Origin of the sequence: Exiguobacterium sp. PFWT01, from assembly GCF_018255795.1 — a bacterium.
Lineage (GTDB): Bacteria > Bacillota > Bacilli > Exiguobacteriales > Exiguobacteriaceae > Exiguobacterium.
On sequence record NZ_CP073755.1, the window covers coordinates 1,882,891 to 1,902,632 of the forward strand.

17 protein-coding genes and 1 other annotated feature are annotated in these 19,742 nt (G+C 48.3%); of the genes, 2 read left to right on the top strand and 15 right to left on the bottom strand.

Going from position 1 to position 19,742, the window contains the following annotated elements; translation table 11 throughout:
• Window positions 1-244 precede the first annotated feature (244 nt).
• A complete protein-coding gene (locus KD909_RS09780; protein ID WP_211781437.1) occupies window positions 245-1,864 on the bottom strand; it encodes a peptide ABC transporter substrate-binding protein in 1,620 nt (539 codons plus the stop codon).
• Window positions 1,865-2,133: 269 nt separating this feature from the next.
• Between KD909_RS09780 and KD909_RS09785 the strand changes: the two genes are divergently transcribed.
• Window positions 2,134-2,502, top strand: coding sequence for a DUF3899 domain-containing protein (locus KD909_RS09785; RefSeq protein WP_211781438.1), 369 nt, complete (start codon window positions 2,134-2,136; stop codon window positions 2,500-2,502).
• A gap of 42 nt (window positions 2,503-2,544) precedes the next feature.
• Window positions 2,545-2,752: a binding site (T-box leader), on the top strand.
• A 50-nt stretch (window positions 2,753-2,802) separates the two neighbouring features.
• Complete coding sequence (gene trpS / locus KD909_RS09790; protein WP_211781439.1) at window positions 2,803-3,804, top strand: tryptophan--tRNA ligase; 1,002 nt, start codon at window positions 2,803-2,805, stop codon at window positions 3,802-3,804.
• 104 nt (window positions 3,805-3,908) lie between these two features.
• Here the strand turns inward: trpS and KD909_RS09795 are convergent, their stop codons facing one another.
• From KD909_RS09795 to KD909_RS09860, 14 genes are all read right to left on the bottom strand, one after another.
• Window positions 3,909-5,564 (bottom strand): peptide ABC transporter substrate-binding protein, encoded by a 1,656-nt coding sequence (locus tag KD909_RS09795; protein ID WP_211781440.1) that lies wholly within the window; start codon window positions 5,562-5,564, stop codon window positions 3,909-3,911.
• Window positions 5,565-5,766: 202 nt separating this feature from the next.
• Window positions 5,767-7,299 carry a peptide ABC transporter substrate-binding protein gene (locus KD909_RS09800; protein ID WP_211781441.1) on the bottom strand — a complete coding sequence of 511 codons (1,533 nt, stop codon included), beginning with the start codon at window positions 7,297-7,299 and terminating at the stop codon, window positions 5,767-5,769.
• 66 nt (window positions 7,300-7,365) lie between these two features.
• Window positions 7,366-8,598 (bottom strand): beta-ketoacyl-ACP synthase II, encoded by a 1,233-nt coding sequence (fabF, locus tag KD909_RS09805; RefSeq protein ID WP_211781442.1) that lies wholly within the window; start codon window positions 8,596-8,598, stop codon window positions 7,366-7,368.
• Window positions 8,595-9,554 (bottom strand): beta-ketoacyl-ACP synthase III, encoded by a 960-nt coding sequence (locus KD909_RS09810; RefSeq protein WP_211781443.1) that lies wholly within the window; start codon window positions 9,552-9,554, stop codon window positions 8,595-8,597. The genes fabF and KD909_RS09810 overlap by 4 nt, the downstream gene beginning before the upstream one ends.
• Window positions 9,555-9,639: 85 nt before the next feature.
• Entirely contained in the window at window positions 9,640-10,341 is a 702-nt protein-coding gene (gene mtnN, locus KD909_RS09815; protein ID WP_015881203.1) for a 5'-methylthioadenosine/S-adenosylhomocysteine nucleosidase, read from the bottom strand.
• 54 nt (window positions 10,342-10,395) lie between these two features.
• The gene (greA, locus tag KD909_RS09820) at window positions 10,396-10,869 is read right to left on the bottom strand and encodes a transcription elongation factor GreA (RefSeq protein ID WP_015881202.1); all 474 of its coding nucleotides are present in this window, start codon (window positions 10,867-10,869) and stop codon (window positions 10,396-10,398) included.
• 67 nt (window positions 10,870-10,936) lie between these two features.
• The gene (gene udk / locus KD909_RS09825) at window positions 10,937-11,572 is read right to left on the bottom strand and encodes a uridine kinase (RefSeq protein WP_047795480.1); all 636 of its coding nucleotides are present in this window, start codon (window positions 11,570-11,572) and stop codon (window positions 10,937-10,939) included.
• A 16-nt stretch (window positions 11,573-11,588) separates the two neighbouring features.
• The gene (locus tag KD909_RS09830) at window positions 11,589-12,230 is read right to left on the bottom strand and encodes an O-methyltransferase (protein ID WP_015881200.1); all 642 of its coding nucleotides are present in this window, start codon (window positions 12,228-12,230) and stop codon (window positions 11,589-11,591) included.
• A gap of 62 nt (window positions 12,231-12,292) precedes the next feature.
• Window positions 12,293-13,435 carry an endolytic transglycosylase MltG gene (gene mltG / locus KD909_RS09835; RefSeq protein WP_015881199.1) on the bottom strand — a complete coding sequence of 381 codons (1,143 nt, stop codon included), beginning with the start codon at window positions 13,433-13,435 and terminating at the stop codon, window positions 12,293-12,295.
• A 68-nt stretch (window positions 13,436-13,503) separates the two neighbouring features.
• On the bottom strand, window positions 13,504-13,800 hold the full coding sequence (locus KD909_RS09840) for a DUF1292 domain-containing protein (RefSeq protein ID WP_015881198.1): 297 nt from the start codon (window positions 13,798-13,800) through the stop codon (window positions 13,504-13,506).
• Window positions 13,801-13,813: 13 nt separating this feature from the next.
• Complete coding sequence (gene ruvX / locus KD909_RS09845) at window positions 13,814-14,236, bottom strand: Holliday junction resolvase RuvX (protein WP_015881197.1); 423 nt, start codon at window positions 14,234-14,236, stop codon at window positions 13,814-13,816.
• Window position 14,237: 1 nt separating this feature from the next.
• Window positions 14,238-14,504: an IreB family regulatory phosphoprotein gene (locus KD909_RS09850; RefSeq protein WP_015881196.1), complete on the bottom strand. Its 267-nt coding sequence runs from the start codon at window positions 14,502-14,504 to the stop codon at window positions 14,238-14,240.
• Window positions 14,505-14,541: 37 nt separating this feature from the next.
• Window positions 14,542-17,184 carry an alanine--tRNA ligase gene (alaS, locus tag KD909_RS09855; RefSeq protein ID WP_211781444.1) on the bottom strand — a complete coding sequence of 881 codons (2,643 nt, stop codon included), beginning with the start codon at window positions 17,182-17,184 and terminating at the stop codon, window positions 14,542-14,544.
• A gap of 310 nt (window positions 17,185-17,494) precedes the next feature.
• Window positions 17,495-19,702, bottom strand: coding sequence for an SF1B family DNA helicase RecD2 (locus KD909_RS09860; RefSeq protein WP_249199021.1), 2,208 nt, complete (start codon window positions 19,700-19,702; stop codon window positions 17,495-17,497).
• Between the last annotated feature and the right edge of the window lie 40 nt (window positions 19,703-19,742).

The window sequence follows — 19,742 nt, forward strand, 5'->3', positions numbered from 1 at the left end:
CATATGACCCATTTTTCAAATTCACAAAATGAAAGGAATTTTCTGAAAGATAAGTGTAGACGTCATCTCAAGGCTCTTAGTACAGCGGTTGAAAACAAAGAATACTCGTTTCAGAGATTATTCTGAATTTTCACTGTTACTACATTATACTTTACCAACAAAACATTTGAACAGTGTTTTCTTTTACTTCACTAGAATTTTTTAGAAAATTGGGGACATGCTTTAAGCATGCCCCCTCCTTCCATCACTTAATATCAACGTATTTGTACTGGTAATCAGCACCGAATAATTGACGGTTAAAGTTTTCGATATTTGGACGGATCAAGTATGCCACACCTGCTTGGTAAATTGGCATGATTGCTTGATCTTGTTCAATCAAGAGAGCTTCTGCTTCTTTGAATAAGTCATAACGTGCATCGATGCTCGTTTCAGCAGATGCCTCATCAATCAACTTGTCATACTCAGCTGACGAGTAGTTGATGTCGTTTTGTCCATTCTCTGAAGTGAAGATACCAAGGTTTGTAAGCGGATCTTGGTAGTCAGGTCCCCAAAGTGCGAATGACATTTGGTAGTCCCCTTTTGCTTCACGCTCAAGTTTGTTGTTGAAAGGTTGTTGTGCGATCTCAACCGTTACGTTCGGCAAGTTCGACTCGATTTGACCTTTCATGTACTCAGAGATTTGTTTCGATACTTCGCTATCGAACGAGAGGAGTTCGATTGTTGTCGCTTTACCACCAGTTGCTTTTTCCCAAAGTGATGCAGCTTCAGCAGCATCTGTTTTGAAATATTCAACGCCTTCTGTGTAATCTGTTCCGTCTTCATATTTGATGAAGTCTTTCGGAATGAATGACGTCGTCGCTACCGAACCATTGTTCAAGAGTTGGTCAATGATTCCTGATGGGTCGACTGCACGTGCGATTGCTTTACGAGCATCAACATTTTTAAAGATTTCATTTTCGTGGTTGAATTTGAAGTAACCGACTGAAGAACGAAGTCCTGTGTTGTAATCTTCATCTTCTTGGAATGCGGCGACTTGCTCTGATGCGAGACCAGCATAGTCGACTTCACCTGCTTCATACAAGTTGACGACTGTAGATGTCTCTTTAACGACTTTCACGTCAACCGCGTCAAGAGCAACATTCTCAGCATCCCAATATGATTCGTTTTTCGTCAAGACATAACCTTGTTCGCGATCCCATTTAGTCCATGTGAACGGTCCGTTATAAAGAAGGTTTTCAGGACCAGTCGTGAAGTCTTTACCTTTTTCTGTAGCGAATGCTTCGTTGATCGGAGTGAATGTACCGAACGAAGTAAGTGAAAGGAATGATGGGTCTGGACGCTCGAGTGTGACTTCGAGAGTTTTCTCATCGATTGCTTTAACACCGAGCTCTTCTTTTGGTGTATCACCAGTGTTGATCGCTTCAGCGTTTTTAATTGTGTTCATAATGTATGCGTACTGTGAACCTGTTGCAGGATCGACAGCTCGTTGCCAAGCGTAAACGAAATCATTAGCTGTGACCGGTTCACCGTTTGACCATTCCGCATCACGAAGTGTGAACGTGTACACCGTTCCGTCTTCATTTACTTCTGGTTCGCCTTCAGCAAGTGCCGGTACGGCATTTCCATCTTTATCAAGACGGTAAAGACCTTCCATTGTGTTGGCGATCAAGTTGAATGCGACCGCGTCTGTAGCAAGAGCCGGATCGGCTGTTGTGATATCTGACGTATCCGTCAAACGAAGAACTTTTTCTCCGTTTGAAGAAGAACCGCCGCCATCAGAGTCTCCGCCTGTTGAACAAGCCGCGAGAACTGAACCGAGTGCCAAGATGATCGTCATCATGAGCAAAATCGATTTTTTCTTCATTGCGATTTCCCCTTTCATTTTGAAAAGCTAGCCGATCGTCGAATGAACATCTTACTTTTTCTTTAATTTTCTGAATATTTCATAAAGTATTCGACGAAAGAACGTTAGGGCTATTGTAAGAAATTTTTAATGAAACTGTCAACTATTGAATGAACCGCTATCATTCGACATCATTTTCTTACTCGCTTTATGCCCTACGTTCCTAGTATCATAGAAGAAACACGGAATGTTGACACATTTCTTTTATCGATTGAAAGGAGATTACATCGTTGAAAAAGTTTCGAAATATATTTTTTGTTTGGGGAATTGTCACACTTCTCTATACCGTTTGGTCGATTTTCTCTTATTTCCGAAGTGAATCTTTCACGTTTCACTTAAGTGGTGGCTTATTTGTATCAGGTATACTCCTCTTTGCCATCGGGATGTTCTCCCATATGAGTGCATCCGGTCTATTTGACGGAATCATGTACGGGTTTAAACGCAATCGACGCGCAAGGTTGAAGGAAATTGATGCCGATTACGAAGAGGATGAGGAAGAGGACCCGGAAGATCGGCAGCTTCGTAAACATTCAGCGTGGAACTGGGTATATGTCGGTGTCGGGAGTATCGCTCTTTCCTTCCTCGTCGCATTGATTTAATCTTTTCGTCACTTGAATCCTGTGCTAAACTAAATGCAGAATAAGAACATTTGGATGAAGACAAGTAATTCAACTATCCTTTTCCCCAGAGAGTCTACGGTGCTGCGAGTAGATGAAAAGTTTTTGAATGAATGGACTTCGGAGTGGCTCGCTTGAACAACAGTATGGCGAGACGGCTCACGCCCGTTAACGCGTTCAAGTGGCATATGATATGCAAATTTGGGTGGCACCGCGGTTATTCGTCCCGATTTATTCGGGAGGACGACTGCGGTTTTTTATATTCTTCGGAGGTGTATACACATGGCAACGATTTTTTCAGGAATCAAACCGACCGGCGTCGTGACGCTCGGGAACTACTTAGGCGCAATGAAGCAATTCGTCGATCTTCAAGATGACAACAATGCGTATTATTGTATCGTCGATTTACATTCGATTACCGTTCAACTCGATCGTGTCGAGTTAATGAACAACACTCGAAAACTAGCGGCACTCTACTTGGCTTCTGGTCTCGACCCAGAAAAAGCGACGATTTTTGTTCAGTCTGAAGTGAAGGCGCACGCTCAACTCGGTTGGATGTTAACTTGTATCGCCGGCATGGGTGAGCTCGGCCGGATGACGCAGTATAAAGACAAGTCGCAAGGTAGTGAGAACGTTGGCGCAGGGCTGTTCGTTTACCCGACGCTCATGGCATCTGACATCTTGTTATACAATACGGAACTCGTTCCAGTCGGAGACGACCAAAAGCAACACATCGAGTTGACTCGTGATTTGGCGGAACGCTTTAACAAACGATATTATGAGACATTCACAATCCCAGAGCCACTCATTCAAAAAGAAGGCGCACGGATCATGTCTCTCACGAATCCCGTGAAGAAGATGTCGAAATCGGATACGAATGCCAAAGGATATATCTCGATGCTCGACGAGCCGAATGTCATCCGTAAGAAGATTAAGAGTGCCGTCACAGACTCGAGTGGTGTCATCTCGTTCGACCGGGAGAACAAACCGGGGATTTCGAACTTGTTAGAAATTTACTCGCTTTCGACGGGGACCCCAATCGATGATCTCGTCAGACAATATGAGAACTCGAACTATGGGACGTTCAAACAAGATGTGGCTGAAGCGGTTGTTGCTCTACTTGAACCAATTCAAGCTCGTTATCACGAATTGATTGATTCTCCAGAACTCGATGAAATTCTTGATGCCGGTCGTGCGAAAGCTGAAGCCGTCGCAAATAAGAATCTCGCGAAGATTGAAAAAGCGATGGGTCTCAGTCGTAAGCGCGCCAAAGTGAAAAAATAAGATTGTTGTGAAAGAACTCTCCATGTGAGAGTTCTTTTTTGTATAAAAAAATGTACATAAAAAGAGAGACAGGCGTCCCTGTCTCTCTTCGTAAGATGATTTGATTATTCTTTGCCTTCGATTGAAGCCCACTTGTAAGAGTAGTCCGCACCGAATGCGTGCTCAACGATTCCCTTAACGTAAGGTTTCGTGAGGCGAGCCGATCCACGTTGGTAAACTGGCGAGATTGCGTTCTCTTCAAGAACGATTTTCTCTGCAGCTTGAAGGTCAGCCCAACGCTGTTCAGCATCTGTGCTTGATTTCGCAGATTCGATCAACTTATCGAATTCTTCGTTCGACCACTTACCACGGTTGTATGGTCCGTCAGTGACGAAGAGGTCAACGAATGTCATTGGATCTTGGTAGTCAGGTCCCCATCCAGCGAATGTGAACTCGAACTCACCTTTGTTCTCAAGGTCAAGTTTGTTGTTGAACGGTTGTTGCTTGATTGATACCGAAATGCCTGGAAGGTTCTTCTCAAGTTCACCTTTGATGAACTCACCGATTTGCTTCGCAGACTCTGAGTCATAGTTGAGGAGCTCAAGCTCAACTTTGTCTGTTCCGAGCTCTTTAAGCCCTTCTTCCCAAAGTTTTTGAGCTTCTTCCACATTGTATCCACCGATATCGCCGTTCGCTTCACGGAAATCTTTGCCGTCAGGACCTGTTACGAAATCTTTTGGTACGAGGTAGTTCGCAGGAATCGAACCGTTCGCAAGAAGCGTCTCTGAGATTGCTGTTTTATCATACGCTTTGTCAATCGCGTTACGGATTTTTTGGTTGTTAAGTTCTTCCACAGCTGTGTTGAACTGGAGGTAGAAGAGTGTTGGTTCAACGACAGTTGAGAACTCTTCGCTGTCTTGATACTGGGCTACGAGCTCAGAAGTCAAGCCTGTGCGGTCAACGTCACCGTTTTCATACAAGTTAACACCCGTTGAAACTTCTTTAACGACTTTAACGTTGATTTCTTCAAGTTTAACTGTATCAGCATCCCAATAGTCTTCGTTCTTGACCATCTTCCAGCCTTGCTCGCGCTCCCAGCTGTCGAGTTTGAACGGTCCGTTGTAGAGAGTCGTCTCTGCAGATGTACCGAAGTTCTCGCCTTGCTCTGTATCGAATGACTCGAGTTTTGGCATGAATACGCCGAAGCTAGTCAATCCGAGGAAGTAGTCAGCTGGTGCTGTCAATTTAACTTCAAGTGTTTGATCGTCGATTGCTTTAACGCCTACAGCATCGCGCTCGCCTTCACCTGTGTTGTACGCTTCTGCGCCTTCGATGATTGACATAACGTATGCATATTGTGATGCGTTATCTGGGTTGAGTACTTCTTTCCAAGCGTATTCGAAGTCGTTCGCTGTGACAGGCTCCCCGTTTGACCAAGTCGCGCCTTCACGGATTTTGAACGTGTACGTTTTCCCGTCTTCTGAAACGTCGTGGTCTTCAGCCATACCCGGAGTCGGGTTGTCTTCTTCGTCCATGCGGTAGAGACCTTCGTTAACGTTGTTCAATACGTTGAACGATACAGCATCTGTTGCGAGTGTCGGGTTAAGTGAAGGAATATCTGAAGAATCGAGCAAGTTGAGGACTTGCGCTTCATCTGCTGAACCTTCGCCTGTTGATCCTTGTGAAGAATCTGTTTCTTCCCCTGTCGAACATGCAGCTAGGAATGCACTAGATAGAAGTGTAACCGATGATGCTAAAGCAAAACCTTTTTTCTTATTCATTGCGATGACCCCCTGATTTTTTCGTTTTAACGAAGTGAATGATGGTAGAAAATTCAGTCATTTCTTCTGACAGTATTTGTTACCAAAATCCCGTTGATGCAATAATACAATATTCTGATAATTTTGCAAAGTGTTTATTTTGATTTTTCTAAAAAATTTTATCCATAGTCAAAAAGCCCGCCTACAGTGGCGGGCTTTTAGCTCAATTTTCGTATTTTTTCGCAAAGGTTAGGACATATGAAGGACCAGTGACTGGAAATCCGATTTGATCGTATTCTTTTTCAATCATATAAGAACGTCCAGCTTGATAGATTGGCATAACAACAGCCTCTTCTAACAGCTGTGCCTCCGCTTCTCGGAAGATCTCATTTCGCTCTTCCAACCGGTCCGTCTCGCGAGCCTGATCCATCAATTGATCATATGATTCGCTGGCATATCGACTTGAATTCAGCACGTCGTTTGTTTCAAATTGAGTCAAATAGGCGGATAACATCGGATCGTCCGGTTGCCAGCCTGATAATGAAAATGCATAATCCCCTGAGACTTCTTTCCTAACTTTTTCTCCTAGGGGAAGTTCGATGACGTTAACGGTCAAACCATCCAACTGTTCCAAATTCTTCTTTAATTTTGCGGAGATTTGACGCGCTTCGTCATCGACAAAGCTGAGCAGCTCGATTTCGAGTTCATCTTTCTTCAGCCGTTTCTTCACAGTGTCAAACAATTGGTCGGCGTTTCCTTCCAATTGTGCAATCGCAGCTTTTTGGTCGATGACGAGTAATCGTTCTGTCGTCTGTTCCGCTCGCGCGAGTGAATCCTCGATTTCCGACCGCTCAAGCGTCAATGCGATGGCTTGTCGAAACGCTACATCATTAAACGGGGCTTTTTTTACATTCGGCTTTAAATAAAAGACTCCGCTCCGTGGAACGTCCCGTACAGTCAATCCTTCTTGATCAATCGTGGAGACGTCAAAATCGTAAGGGACGGGTTGCATCCCTGTCGCTTCTGACAAGTTCGGTTCACTCTTGATGGTAATCGTTTCGAGTGTGACCTGTTCAGCTTCTCGGTACGTTTCATTTTTATGTAACGAGATGGTCGTATCTTCGATTGCCTTGATTTTAAATGGACCGTTTGTCTCTAGCTCATCCCATTCTTTCACCTTTGGTTGAGGTAAAAATGCGGGCATCGCTAAAATTTGTTCGAACCCTTCCATCGGACGGACTAGAGTCAGCTCGAGCGTCCGGTCATCGATTGCCTTGACCCCTAGCGTATCCGGTTCTTGTTGACCAAGCCCGATTTCTTTTGCAGATTGAACATCTGCGAGTAAGAAGCTGAACGGTGAATTCGTATCAACGTCCACGAGTTTTTGGAAGTGATCGACGAACGTTTGCGCGTCAATCGCATTTCCTTCTGTCGTCACACTCTCTTTTAATGTGAATGTATAGACCGTCCCATCTTCGGATCGCTCTAACTTCTCGACGAGCGCCGGTTCGATGGACCCGTCTGCTCCGAATCGATACAGCCCTTCATATAGATGGGATAGGATCGTTTGAGATGATGGATCAATTGCTAGCATGACATCCGGCTGAGTCGGAAGCGACTCCCCGTAAATCGTCAATTGTTGTTCTTCGACTGGCACTAGTTCGCGTGACTGCTCTCGTTGTTCGTTCCAAACAAATAAAAAAAGGATAAGGACTGAACCTAACAAGGCGGCCACGATGAATGATTTCTTTTTCATTCGTTGCACTCCTTTCTGTTAGACCAACCCTTATACCCTAACCTTTTTTGAATGATTTTTCTACCGTCAGTTCGTCACTTTTGCAAATGCGAGTGTCGCATTGTGACCCCCGAAGCCGAGTGAGTTACTGAGTGCATAACGAATGTCAAGTTCCCGATTTCCTTCACGTACATAATCTAAATCACAATCTGCAGCTGGTGATTCGCAGTTAATCGTTGGATGAATCTTGCCTTCATGAATCGAAAGTGCTGTGATGACGGCCTCGACGCCACCTGCACCACCGAGAAGGTGACCGATCATCGATTTTGAGGAGTTGACGGCGAGCTTATCAGCGTGTTCCCCGAACACACGACGAATCGCTTTCGTCTCGAGCATATCGTTGAGTGGTGTACTCGTTCCGTGCGCGTTGATGTATTGAACATCTTCTGGCGTGATTCCGGCGTCTCGAATCGCCTCACTCATCGCTTTCGATCCGCCCTCTGCTTCAGGGGATGGTGCTGTGATATGGTAAGCATCCGAACTCATCCCATATCCGACAACTTCAGCATACATTTTCGCACCACGTGCTCTCGCATGTTCATACTCCTCTAAGACGAGCACCCCGGCTCCTTCACCCATGACGAATCCGTCACGGTTTTCATCGAACGGACGGCACGCCGTGTTCGGGTCCGGATTCGTTGAAAGTGCTTTGTTCGAACAGAATCCTGCGAACGAGAGTGGTGTGATTGGCGCTTCCGCTCCACCTGCGAACATGGCGATCGCATCGCCACGTTGAATGACACGGAACGCTTCCCCGATGGAGTTCGTTCCTGACGCACAAGCCGTCACGGAACAGTTGCTCGGTCCCTTTGCTCCAAGATAGATGGATACTTGTCCGCTCGCCATGTTCGGAATCATCATCGGAATGAAGAACGGGCTGACGCGACGTGGTCCACGGTCATGCAAGATGGCCGACTGTTTGTCAATCGTCTCGACGCCACCAATCCCGCTTCCAATCCAAATCCCGACATCGTCCGCGATGGCTTTCACGTCGAGTCCGCTATCCTTGTGGGCAGCGTCTGCCGCAAGTAAAGAATATTGGATGAAGGAGTCCATCTTACGTGCTTCCTTCGGTTCGACTAAATGATCGATATTCCATTCCTTCACTTCCGCCCCGACCTTAGCCGGATATTGACTGATGTCGATTTTCGTCAACGTATCAATCGCGTTATCCCCTTTTAACAGGCGATCCCACATTGTTGAGACATCGTTTCCTAATGGTGATACGACTCCTAATCCTGTCACTACTACTCGTTTCATAAATGATTCCCCTCCGTAATGGTTGCGTGATTCCATGTCAGACAGCTAGCCCCCCAGGTGAGTCCGGCACCAAACCCTGCGATGACGACCGTTTGTCCATCTTGGATTTTGCCAGACTTGACCGCTTCGGCCAAAGCGAGTGGAATGGAAGCTGCTGATGTATTCGCATGGTCTTGAATGGTCATGACCACTTTCTCTTCTTCTAAGTGTAACCGTTCCATCGCAGCGTCGATGATTCGACGGTTCGCCTGGTGTGGAACGAGGACGTCAAGATCTTCCAACGTCTTGTCTGCTTTGTCTAGCGCTTCAAGCACGATTTCGGGCATCTTCCGAACGGCAAACTTGAAGACTTCGCGACCGTTCATGACGATTTTACCTTCTTCATTTTCATACAGATGTTTACCACCTGTCCCGTCACTTCCGAGCACAAGTGAGTCAATTGAAGCAATCTCGTCTTCCCCGAGCACGACAGCCCCTGCTCCGTCCCCGAAGAGGACAGCCGTCGATCGGTCATCCCAATCAATCAGACTTCCCATCTTCTCTGCGCCGATGACGAGCGTCTTTTTCAATCCTTTTGAATCCATTAGACTCTTCGCCGTGTCCATCGCGAAGATGAAACCGCTACATGCCGCGCTCACATCGAAGGCGACGGCGGCTTTCGCGCCAAGATTCGCCTGCACCACACATGCGGTTGCCGGGAAAGCTGGTGCTGTGGCCGTCGCACAGATGATCGCTTCAATGTCGTCGATTGTAACGCCCGCACTTTGTAACGCCCGTTCAGCGGCGCGTGTCGCCATATCCGCGACTGTCACATCTCCTTCAGCTAAATGACGTGCCTCGATGCCTGTACGAGTACGAATCCACTCATCGCTCGTATCCATTCGTTTTTCTAAATCGATATTTGTCACCCGATTGTCCGGTAAGAACGATCCGATGCCGATGATTCCAATATTCATATCGTCGACCCCTATTCTTAGTATCTGGTACTAATATAAGGGAATAAAAAGAGGATGTCAATGCATCCTCCTTGTGTTGACTGGATTAAGCTTGTTCTAAACGCTTCGTGACAGCCATGACCATCTTCGCAGAGTTGATCGATGCCGTCTCCAAAAACTCGTCGAACGACAAGTTCGCCTCTTCGTCTGCACTGTCTGAAATCGAGCGTGTGACGACGAACGGGACACCAAACTGATAGCACGTTTGAGCGATTGGAGCAGCCTCCATTTCGACCGCTGCGACGCCATCGAAATGACCGAGGATGTCCGCCACGCGTTTCGAATCATTGATGAACGAATCTCCCGTCACAATCAATCCCTGATGTACGTTCACGTCCGGCAAGTTTTCAATGACATCTTTACAGACGCTGACGAGCTTGGCATCCGCCTCATACGCTGGCGGCATACCTGGTACTTGTCCGTACTCATACCCGAATGCCGTCACGTCGACATCGTGATGACGAACTTCCGTCGAGACGACGACGTCTCCGACTTTCATCCCCTTTTTAAAACCGCCGGCAGAACCCGTATTGATGACGACGTCCGGTTTGAACTTATCAATCAAAAGTGTCGTGCCGATGGCTGCATTGACCTTCCCGATGCCTGACTTCAAGATGACGACTTGCATGTTGCCAAGATAGCCCTCATAAAAATGATAGTTCGCGATTTCAGTGTCTACTCGTTCTGTCAACTCGTTCCGAAGTAAATTCACTTCTTCTTCCATCGCGCCGATGATGCCTACTTTCATTCCGTTTCCTCCTCAGAAAGAGAGCGACTTCCAGATAGGAGGTCGCTCAACAATTTATTTGATTTCTTTAATTTCGACGACCATGTCGCCACCTGGTGTTTGCACCGTGACCACATCACCAATCGTACGTCCAAGAAGTGCCTTGGCGATCGGTGATTCGTTCGAGATTTTCCCTGTGAACGGGTCTGCCTCAGCTCCACCAACGATTGTATACGTCTCGTCTTCATTATCTTCTTGGATGAAGAACGTTACCGTCTTCCCGATTGAGACAACCGAGTTATCGCCTGCATCATCTTGAATGATGACCGCGTTACGGAGCATCTCTTCTAATTGTGCGATGCGTCCTTCGACCATCGCTTGTTCTTCTTTCGCCGCGTCATATTCCGCGTTCTCTGACAAATCACCGAAGTCACGAGCAATCTTAATATTTTCAACGACTTCTTTACGGCGGACCGTCTTCAGTTCGTTTAATTCATGTTCGATCTTCGCTTTTCCGTCTAACGTCATATAGTGTTGTTTTTCAGCCATTTCTGTCACTCCTTCATTGTCTCCTAGTATATTACAGCTAGGGTTGAATTGAAAACGATTTATTTCCTCAAGCGCGATTGCGCTCAGTGAGCACCCAACGGATTTTCGTCACGAGTAAATCGATCGCGACAAAGTTTTCTCCGCCTTCAGGAACGATGATGTCTGCATAACGCTTCGTCGGTTCACAGAACTGCAAATGCATCGGGCGGACGACATTCGTGTACTGCGCCACGACCGAGTCGATTGAACGTCCACGTTCATTGATATCACGCTGCATGCGACGCAAGATTCGAACGTCCGCATCTGTATCCACGAACACTTTGATATCCATCAGATCTCGTAAACGCGCATCTTCGAGTGCCAAGATCCCTTCGACGATGACGACATCGACGGGCTCGATCAAGATGGTTTCACTTGAACGCGTGTGAGCCGCATAGTCATAGACCGGCTTCTCAATCGCCTGATGTTGTTGTAACTGTTGGATATGTTCAATCAACAAATCGTTATCAAAGGCGAAGGGGTGGTCGTAGTTCGTCTTGTATCGCTCCTCCATGGTCATCTCTGATTGATCCTTATAGTACGCGTCTTGCTCGATCATGACGACCGATTGACCTTGAAACGCATCGACGAGCGCGCGGGCCACGGTCGTTTTTCCTGATCCGGTACCCCCGGCCACGCCAATAATGACGGGTTTATGTTGCATCAAAGTTAAGTCCTCCTCATCGTAATTTACGACTGATTGCTAGGCCATCACCAAGGGGCAAAATTGCAGTATGATAATCGGTCCGTGCCATCAATTGCTCAGTAAACTGCTTCACGAGACGAACGAGCCGGCGTCGGCGTCGGTCTAAGACCGACACGTCCTCTAGCAAGACGTCCCCTCGTAAAAACAAATTATCGCTGTAAATCGTACCACCAATTGGTACTAAAGCGCCATACCCATCAAAAAATTTTTGATATTGTCCTTTTGCCGCATCAATAAATACGGCATCGAATTCACCTTCAATCGATCCAATCAATTCGACGGCATCGCCGTGAATGAGCGTAATCCGATCGCGTACATCCGATCGATTGATGAATCCCGTCGCTTCTTCAAAACGACGAGCATTTCGCTCGATTGTGACGATTTCTGCATCGGGTAACAACTCCGCCATGCGAATGGCACTATAGCCGATGGCCGTCCCCACTTCGAGAATTCGGGTCGGCCGTTGCATCGCCAATAAGGAGAGCAATACTTCCGAACCCGTCAAATCCATGATTGGGACGTGATGGACACGCGCGAACGCCTCCATCTCCGTCAATAGCGGGGAGCGGTCATTGATCAGTTTTTCTACATATCCCTCATAGGATGCATGGTCCACTCGTTCCACCTCTTAACTCTCTTCATTCAAACGACCGGAAGCATCCGCTTCCGGTCGTCCCATCAATTACTGTTTGCTTCTTCAAACGCTTCCCATTCGGAACGGTACTTATTGACGTTTTGTTGGTGATCCTCATAGTCGACCTCGAACAAGACTTCCCCGTTCGGGAACCCTTCACGTGGAGGGCGCGCGTAGAAGTAAATGTTCTCCGTATCGTTCGGGTTGAGCACCGCCTCAAATGCGTCACGGCTCACGGCCGCAATCGGTCCGATCGGAATGCCTTCATAACGATACGTGTTATATAGAGAGTCGTTCTCTAAGTCCGCGAATGAAGTGAAAATCGATGTTTCCCCCGTTCCGTACCAGACGGTCGGGTCAGATTGTAACTTCATTCCGTCATTTAAGCGATTCTCAAACACACCGGCAATCTCTTTGCGGTCTTCCGTTGACACCGCCTCTTTCTCGACAACGGATGCGAGCGCGAGCGTCTCATGGAACGTACGTCCTGAATCGGCTAAACGATCTTTGTATTCTTGATACATACTTTCGGTTGGCAGTAACATCTCATCGATGATTTCATTGAGCGTTACGCCTTTATTGAATTCATATGTGGCTGGGAACAGGTATCCTTCAAGCGGATGATAGATGCCTTCCTGCAAGACTTCTTCCGTCAACATTTCATGCTCGTTTACGAGAGATTGAATGTATTCACGGTCGCTCAACTGCTCAGAAATCTCTTCTTTCGGGATTTCGGCCACTTTCGCAAGTCGCGCAATCACCTGGTCAATCGTGAATCCTTCTGGAATGACGAGCTTGATATCAGGGACCACAATGACTTTACCTGTTTGCAACGTTTCAATCAATTCATCGATTGATTGTGACGGAGATAACGTATATGTCCCCGCCTGGAACGACGATTCGTTCTTAAAGCGTGTATAAAAACGGAAAATCGTGCTACTCCTTACAAGCCCATTCTCTTCTAATAATTCACCAATATATCCCGAACCAGCACCGAGCGGGACTTCAATCTCAACCGTTTCAGTCGAAGATGGATCGATTGGTTCGATGGAGCGCTTCACAAAGACATATGTGAGCGCCGATCCTGTGGCGATGACGAGAAGGAAGATGGCCAGGATGACAACCGTAATGCGACGGACGATTCGGTTGCGGGCACGTTTCTCATCTGACATAGATGGATGATTCATGCATTTCTCCCCTGTTCTTTTTATAAAGAGAGGCGACGAGGGATATTCCCTAGCCGCCCGTCCCCTATTTAGTCTAGACCGACTTCGTCATTGACGATGTCGAATGCTTCCATGACCTCATCGAAGTCTTCATCGTCTTCGACGAGCTTCAAGATGAATTCGCCATCTTCAAGTTCTTCAATTTCAAATGCGTATACTTCAATCGTATCTTCATCTTCTGTCTCTGGTGCGCCGACCGGTTCGAGTACGACAAATGTCTTTTTCGAACGGTCGCTCGTCATACGGAAAATTTCTGCAAATAAATGTTCGTCTCCATTTTCGTCTGGAATACGGTACATTTCTTCTTCACGACGGATTTCTGCCATGAGAGATTCCTCCTTATTTCCCGGAACGATCCAGGTAGTTTTGTAAAATCATCACGGCCGCCATTTTGTCGATGACCGCTTTTCTCTTTTTGCGGCTGACATCTGCTGAAATGAGCATCCGTTCCGCTTGCATCGTCGTTAATCGTTCATCCACCAACACGCAAGGTAAGCCTGTCTGTTCTGTGAACGCCTCGGCAAATGCCTCGGACGCTTCACCTCGCGGACCGACTGTTCCATTCATGTTTTTCGGGTGACCGACGACGACTTCTTTCACATCGTACTGCTCGATAAACGGACGAAGGAGACGGACAGCTTCGTCAAAGTCAGGTTCGGTCCAGTAGACCGTCTCCACACCTTGCGCCGTCCATCCCATCAGGTCACTCACCGCGACACCAATCGTCTTCGATCCGACATCGAGTCCCATGACTCGCTTCATATTAATCCTCTCTACGATCGTTCAAATACGATTTGACCAACTCTTCGAGAAGTTCATCCCGTTCAATTTTGCGAATCAAGTTTCGCGCATCATTATGACGTGGAATGTAGGCAGGGTCACCTGACAGTAAGTATCCCACGATTTGATTGATCGGTTGATAACCTTTTTCCTCGAGTGCTTGATATACCGTAATCAGCGTCTCACGTGTGTTAGCACGTTGATCATCTTCTGGAAAATTGAATTGCATCGTGCGATCCATTTGGCTCACAAGAATCCACCTCTTTCCGTTTGCACTTCACACTCTATTATGCCAGTGATTCGACGTAATGTGAAGCAAACTTCAATGCTTCGTCCAGTTTTGTTGCATCACGGCCACCTGCTTGTGCCATGTCTGGACGACCGCCACCGCCACCACCGCAGCGTGTCGCGACTTCTTTAATTAGTTTTCCGGCATGGAATCCACGGTCGTTCAGGTCTTTCGTCACGCCTGCGACGAGGTTGACCTTCTCCCCATTTGCCGACCCGAGGATAATCACGGCAGAACCGAGTTTCCCTTTCAAGTCGTCGACCATGCTACGAAGGGCATCCATGTCTTGTCCATCGACGCGTTTCGCAATCAATTGGACGCCACCAATCGTTTCGATCGCATCCGTTAATGAAGATGCCTCGATGTTTGCAAGCTTCGCTTTAAGCGATTCTGAAGCACGCTCGACTTCTTTGATTTCAGCTTGAAGTGCTTGTACGCGTGCAGGAACTTCAAGTGGTTTCGTCTTCAACAGTTTCGCTGTCGCTTCGAGCGTTTCGATTTGCTGGTTCATCACTTCATATGCGCCAGCTCCTGTGACCGCTTCAATTCGACGTGTCCCAGCGCCAATCCCTGATTCAGACAAGATTTTAAAGAGTCCGATTTCAGCCGTGTTGGAGACGTGAATCCCACCACAAAGCTCAACCGAGTAATCCCCTGCTGATACGACACGAACGACATCACCATACTTCTCGCCGAAGAGTGCCATCGCGCCTTTTGCCTTCGCATCCGCAATGTTCATCTCTTCAATATCGACACCGATTGAAGCCCAAATCTTCTCGTTCACTTGACGCTCAATGGATTGAAGCTCTTCTGATGTCACTTGACCGAAGTGAGAGAAGTCGAAACGAAGACGGTCTGGCGTCACGAGTGAACCCGCCTGGTTGACGTGCTCTCCGAGCGTATCTTTGAGTGCGCGGTGCAAGAGGTGCGTCGCCGTGTGGTTCTTGACGATGGCTTGACGCGATGCTTGGTCGACAGAAGCCGTGACGGCTACTTCGGCTTTCGCCACACCTGACTCGACCGTGACCGTATGCAAGTTCTGTCCGTTCGGTGCCTTCGACACATCTTTCACGCGAAGAAGGAAGTCTTCGCCGACGATTTGTCCTTTATCACCGATTTGACCGCCGCTCTCGGCGTAGAATGGCGTCTGATCGAGGATGACTTGTGCCTCTTCTCCTGCAGCGACGACGTCGGCGAGTTCGCCGTTGTGAATCAAGCTGATGATTTTTGCGTTCGTCTCAAGGTTGTTGTATCCGAGGAATGTCGATGGCATCGTGATGTCTGCAAGCACACCCGACTGAATCTGCATCGATTCCACGTCAGCACGCGCTTGACGTGCACGTTCACGTTGCTCGTTCATCGCTTCTTTGAAGCCGTCCTCGTCAACCGTCATCTGATGGTCTTCTGCATATTCGATTGTCAATTCGAGCGGGAAGCCGTACGTGTCATAAAGACGGAATGCGTCTTGACCGCTGATGATGTTTGACCCAGCTGCTTTTTGTGCTTTTGCGACTTCGTTCAAAATCGCGAGTCCGTCGTTCAACGTTTCGTGGAAACGCTCTTCCTCGTTTTTGATGACTTTCTTGATAAAGTCTTTCTTCTCGTTCACTTGCGGGTAGAAGTCGACCATGATGTCACCGACGACGTCGACGAGCTCATACATGAACGGACGCTCGATTCCGAGCATCTTCGCATAGCGGACCGCACGGCGGAGAAGACGACGGAGGACATAGCCACGTCCTTCGTTCGATGGGAGTGCCCCGTCACCGATTGCGAACGATACTGTGCGAATGTGGTCCGCGATGACTTTGAATGCGACGTCTTTGCTGCTGTCTTGACGGTATACGTCGCCACTGATTTTTTCAGTTTCACGAATGATCGGCATGAAGAGGTCGGTATCGAAGTTTGTCGGTACGTCTTGAAGGACGCTCGCCATCCGTTCGAGTCCCATCCCTGTATCAATGTTTTTACGCGGAAGCTCTGTGTAGTTTCCGTGTCCGTCATGGTTATATTGGCTGAACACGATGTTCCAGATTTCAAGGTAACGCTCGTTCTCCCCACCCGGATAAAGTTCAGGGTCTGTCGGGTCGTCCCCGAATGCTGGACCACGGTCAAAGAAGATTTCCGTGTTTGGACCAGATGGACCTTCACCGATTTCCCAGAAGTTATCTTCTAGCGGGATGATGCGGTCAGCTGGCATGCCGAGGTTCAACCAAATTTGTTTTGATTCTTCATCGTCCGGGTGAATCGTGACGGAGAGACGGTCCGGATCGAGTCCGTACCATTCGTCGCTCGTCAACAGTTCCCAGCCCCATGTGATCGCTTCTTCACGGAAGTATTCACCGACTGAGAAGTTCCCGAGCATCTCGAAGAACGTATGGTGACGTGCTGTCTTCCCGACGTTCTCGATATCGTTCGTACGAATCGATTTTTGAGCGTTGACGATCCGTGGGTTCGCTGGGATGACACGTCCATCAAAGTATTTTTTCAAAGTCGCAACACCAGAGTTGATCCACAACAAAGTTGGGTCTTCAACCGGTACGAGCGAAGCACTCGGCTCCACGCTGTGCCCTTTTGATTTGAAGAAATCTAAGTACATTTGGCGAATTTGTGCGCCAGTCAATGATTTGAGCGGTTTCATGAACAATTCCTCCTTATTTCTGAACGAAACGAAAAAAAGCGATGCCTGCCCCTGTGGAAAGGGACGAAAGCATCGCTTCGTGGTACCACCCTCGTTCGCACGGTAGAACACCGTGCCTCGAACATCCGTTAACGTGGATGAGGCGCCCAGGTTGAGTGGGGACTCCAGAATAGCTTCGGTCGGCCGACCCCCATCTTCTCGCAGCCTAGGAAGATGTCTCTGTAGAGGCGGTGACGACGTACTCATTTCCTTCATCGTCTGTATCGTTTCAGTTGTCTATTCGTCATTATCACACGCGTTCGGAAAGACGTCAAGACTTCCCGCCTAAGCGCTCGACCAATTTTGTCCGTCGCACCGGCTCCTCTTCTCGCGTCGCCGCCTCGAGCGCACGCACGTCTCCGAACAAGAGTAAACTTTTCTTCGCCCGAGTCACAGCTGTATAAATCAAGTTACGCGACGACCGGAATCCTCCGTTGAAGAAGACCGGCATGAGCACGATTGGGAACTCGGAACCTTGTGACTTATGAATCGTGATGGCGTAAGCATGGGTGAACTGGTCCCATTCACTACGGTTGTACTCGACTTCTGTCTGGTCGAATCGGATATAAATCTTGTCGACCTTATCGACGTTTTCCTTCGCGTAGAAGATGTTCGTGATTTCCCCGATGTCCCCGTTATAGACGTTCTCCTCGGCGTTGTTGACGAGTTGTAGCACTTTATCACCGTTTCGGTAAATGCGCGTCCCATGCTTCACTTCACGGGCACTTGATTTTGGATTGAATACGTTTTGAAGTGCTTCATTCAGTCCGTCAATTCCACATACCCCTCGATACGTCGGTGCGAGCACTTGAATATCAAACGGTGAATATCCTTTTCGGAGAGCCGCTCCTGCCATCTGACAAATCGCTTGAAGTGCCGTCTCTTGGTTCGCCGTATAGAAGCGCCGGTCCGGGAGCGCCGCCAATAAATCTTCTGGCATCTTTTTGGCGTTCAAGGAATGGGCAAGTCGGAGAATGCTCGATTCCGACGCCTGACGGTGGACGACGTCGAGGCGGACGACCGGAATCCCTTCTGTCGCCATCAAATCGGCAAGTACTTGCCCCGGTCCGACAGACGGGAGCTGATCGCGGTCTCCAACGAACAAGATTTTCATGCCGTTCGGTACCGCCTTGAGCAAGCTTCGGAACAAGAAGATGTCAATCATCGACGCCTCATCGACGATGAGCACTTTCCCGACAAGCGGATTCGTCTCATCGACTTGGAACGAACTACCGTCGAACTTTAACAGCCGATGAATCGTCGAGGCCGGTAGCCCGGTCGACTCGCTTAGGCGTTTCGCCGCTCGACCCGTCGGTGCGGCCAAGACGAACGGGAACGGTTGGTTCGGAACGGGATCTAACTTCCAATCGAAGACGTCGCTGAGTGCATGAATGATCCCTCGGACGACCGTCGTCTTCCCGGTACCTGGACCACCTGTGAGAACCATGAGCGGTGACTTGAGCGCAAGTTCGATCGCTTCTCGCTGTTGGGTCGCATATTCGATTGAAAACATTTCCTCAACACGTCCGACCGCATCAAAGATGGTCGTCATATCCACATCCTCTGTTGTCGATGTCGCCATGATGCGCGCCAACTCTTCTGCCGCTTTTCGCTCAGCACGGAACACGCGAGGGTGATAGACGACCCCATCATCGATGACGACCCGTTCTTCTTTGGCAAGTGACTCTAATGCCGTGACGAGCGCCTCACCTGGGTCCGCCCCGATAATTCGAGGCATCTCGGCTTCAAGTTGTTCTGCCGTCACGTAGAGATGACCGTTCCCTTGTTCGAGTTCTAACACGTAAAGCACCGCTGCCGCGATGCGTTCGGGATGAATGCCTTGAATCCCGAAGTGCGCCGCGATGGCATCCGCCGTCTTGAAGCCGATGCCCTGTACGTCGTACATGAGCGCATACGGATTCTTCTCAATCGTCTCCATCGCTCGTCCTTCATACTCTTTATGGATTTTTGAGGCGAGACGCGGTGTCACGTCGAATGGAGCGAGAAATAAAAGCAACTGATCAACCCCATATAAGACGTTCAGGCGCTCGGTGATCACACGTGCCTGCTTTTCTTTCAATCCGTCGACCTCGGACAGGATGCTCGGATGTTTCACAATCTGGTCGATACAATCGTCCCCAAGAGAATCTGCAATCTTCTGCGCCGTCTTTTGACCGATTCCAGGGAAAGACCCGTTCGTCAAAAAGCGGACGGCAGCCCGTTTCGTCATCGGGACGACACGGCGAATCCAATCCGCCTTCATCTGTTTTCCGAATCGGGGGTGTTCGACGAGACGACCGTGCGCCTTATACGTCTCGCCCTTCTCAATGCCGACTCCGACGCCTGCGATGACCATCTCGGTCTCATCCGTCTCAAAATTCTTTTCTTTTATACGTACGAGCGCAATCGTATGCGCCTCTTCTTCTGATTGAAACAGGACGCGAATGACTTTTCCAGTCAACTCATAAGGTGCTGCCATCATATCCGACACCTCCAGCTATTTTTCCATCATCCATTAT

Bases quoted from the DNA above. Each gene is read 5' to 3' on its own strand.
- KD909_RS09780 (WP_211781437.1), bottom strand. From the start codon at position 1,864: ATGAAGAAAAAATCGATTTTGCTCATGATGACGATCATCTTGGCACTC.
- trpS (WP_211781439.1), top strand. From the start codon at position 2,803: ATGGCAACGATTTTTTCAGGAATCAAACCGACCGGCGTCGTGACGCTC.
- KD909_RS09795 (WP_211781440.1), bottom strand. From the start codon at position 5,564: ATGAATAAGAAAAAAGGTTTTGCTTTAGCATCATCGGTTACACTTCTA.
- KD909_RS09800 (WP_211781441.1), bottom strand. From the start codon at position 7,299: ATGAAAAAGAAATCATTCATCGTGGCCGCCTTGTTAGGTTCAGTCCTT.
- fabF (WP_211781442.1), bottom strand. From the start codon at position 8,598: ATGAAACGAGTAGTAGTGACAGGATTAGGAGTCGTATCACCATTAGGA.
- KD909_RS09810 (WP_211781443.1), bottom strand. From the start codon at position 9,554: ATGAATATTGGAATCATCGGCATCGGATCGTTCTTACCGGACAATCGG.
- mtnN (WP_015881203.1), bottom strand. From the start codon at position 10,341: ATGAAAGTAGGCATCATCGGCGCGATGGAAGAAGAAGTGAATTTACTT.
- greA (WP_015881202.1), bottom strand. From the start codon at position 10,869: ATGGCTGAAAAACAACACTATATGACGTTAGACGGAAAAGCGAAGATC.
- udk (WP_047795480.1), bottom strand. From the start codon at position 11,572: ATGCAACATAAACCCGTCATTATTGGCGTGGCCGGGGGTACCGGATCA.
- mltG (WP_015881199.1), bottom strand. From the start codon at position 13,435: ATGAATCATCCATCTATGTCAGATGAGAAACGTGCCCGCAACCGAATC.
- KD909_RS09840 (WP_015881198.1), bottom strand. From the start codon at position 13,800: ATGGCAGAAATCCGTCGTGAAGAAGAAATGTACCGTATTCCAGACGAA.
- ruvX (WP_015881197.1), bottom strand. From the start codon at position 14,236: ATGAAGCGAGTCATGGGACTCGATGTCGGATCGAAGACGATTGGTGTC.
- alaS (WP_211781444.1), bottom strand. From the start codon at position 17,184: ATGAAACCGCTCAAATCATTGACTGGCGCACAAATTCGCCAAATGTAC.
- KD909_RS09860 (WP_249199021.1), bottom strand. From the start codon at position 19,702: ATGGCAGCACCTTATGAGTTGACTGGAAAAGTCATTCGCGTCCTGTTT.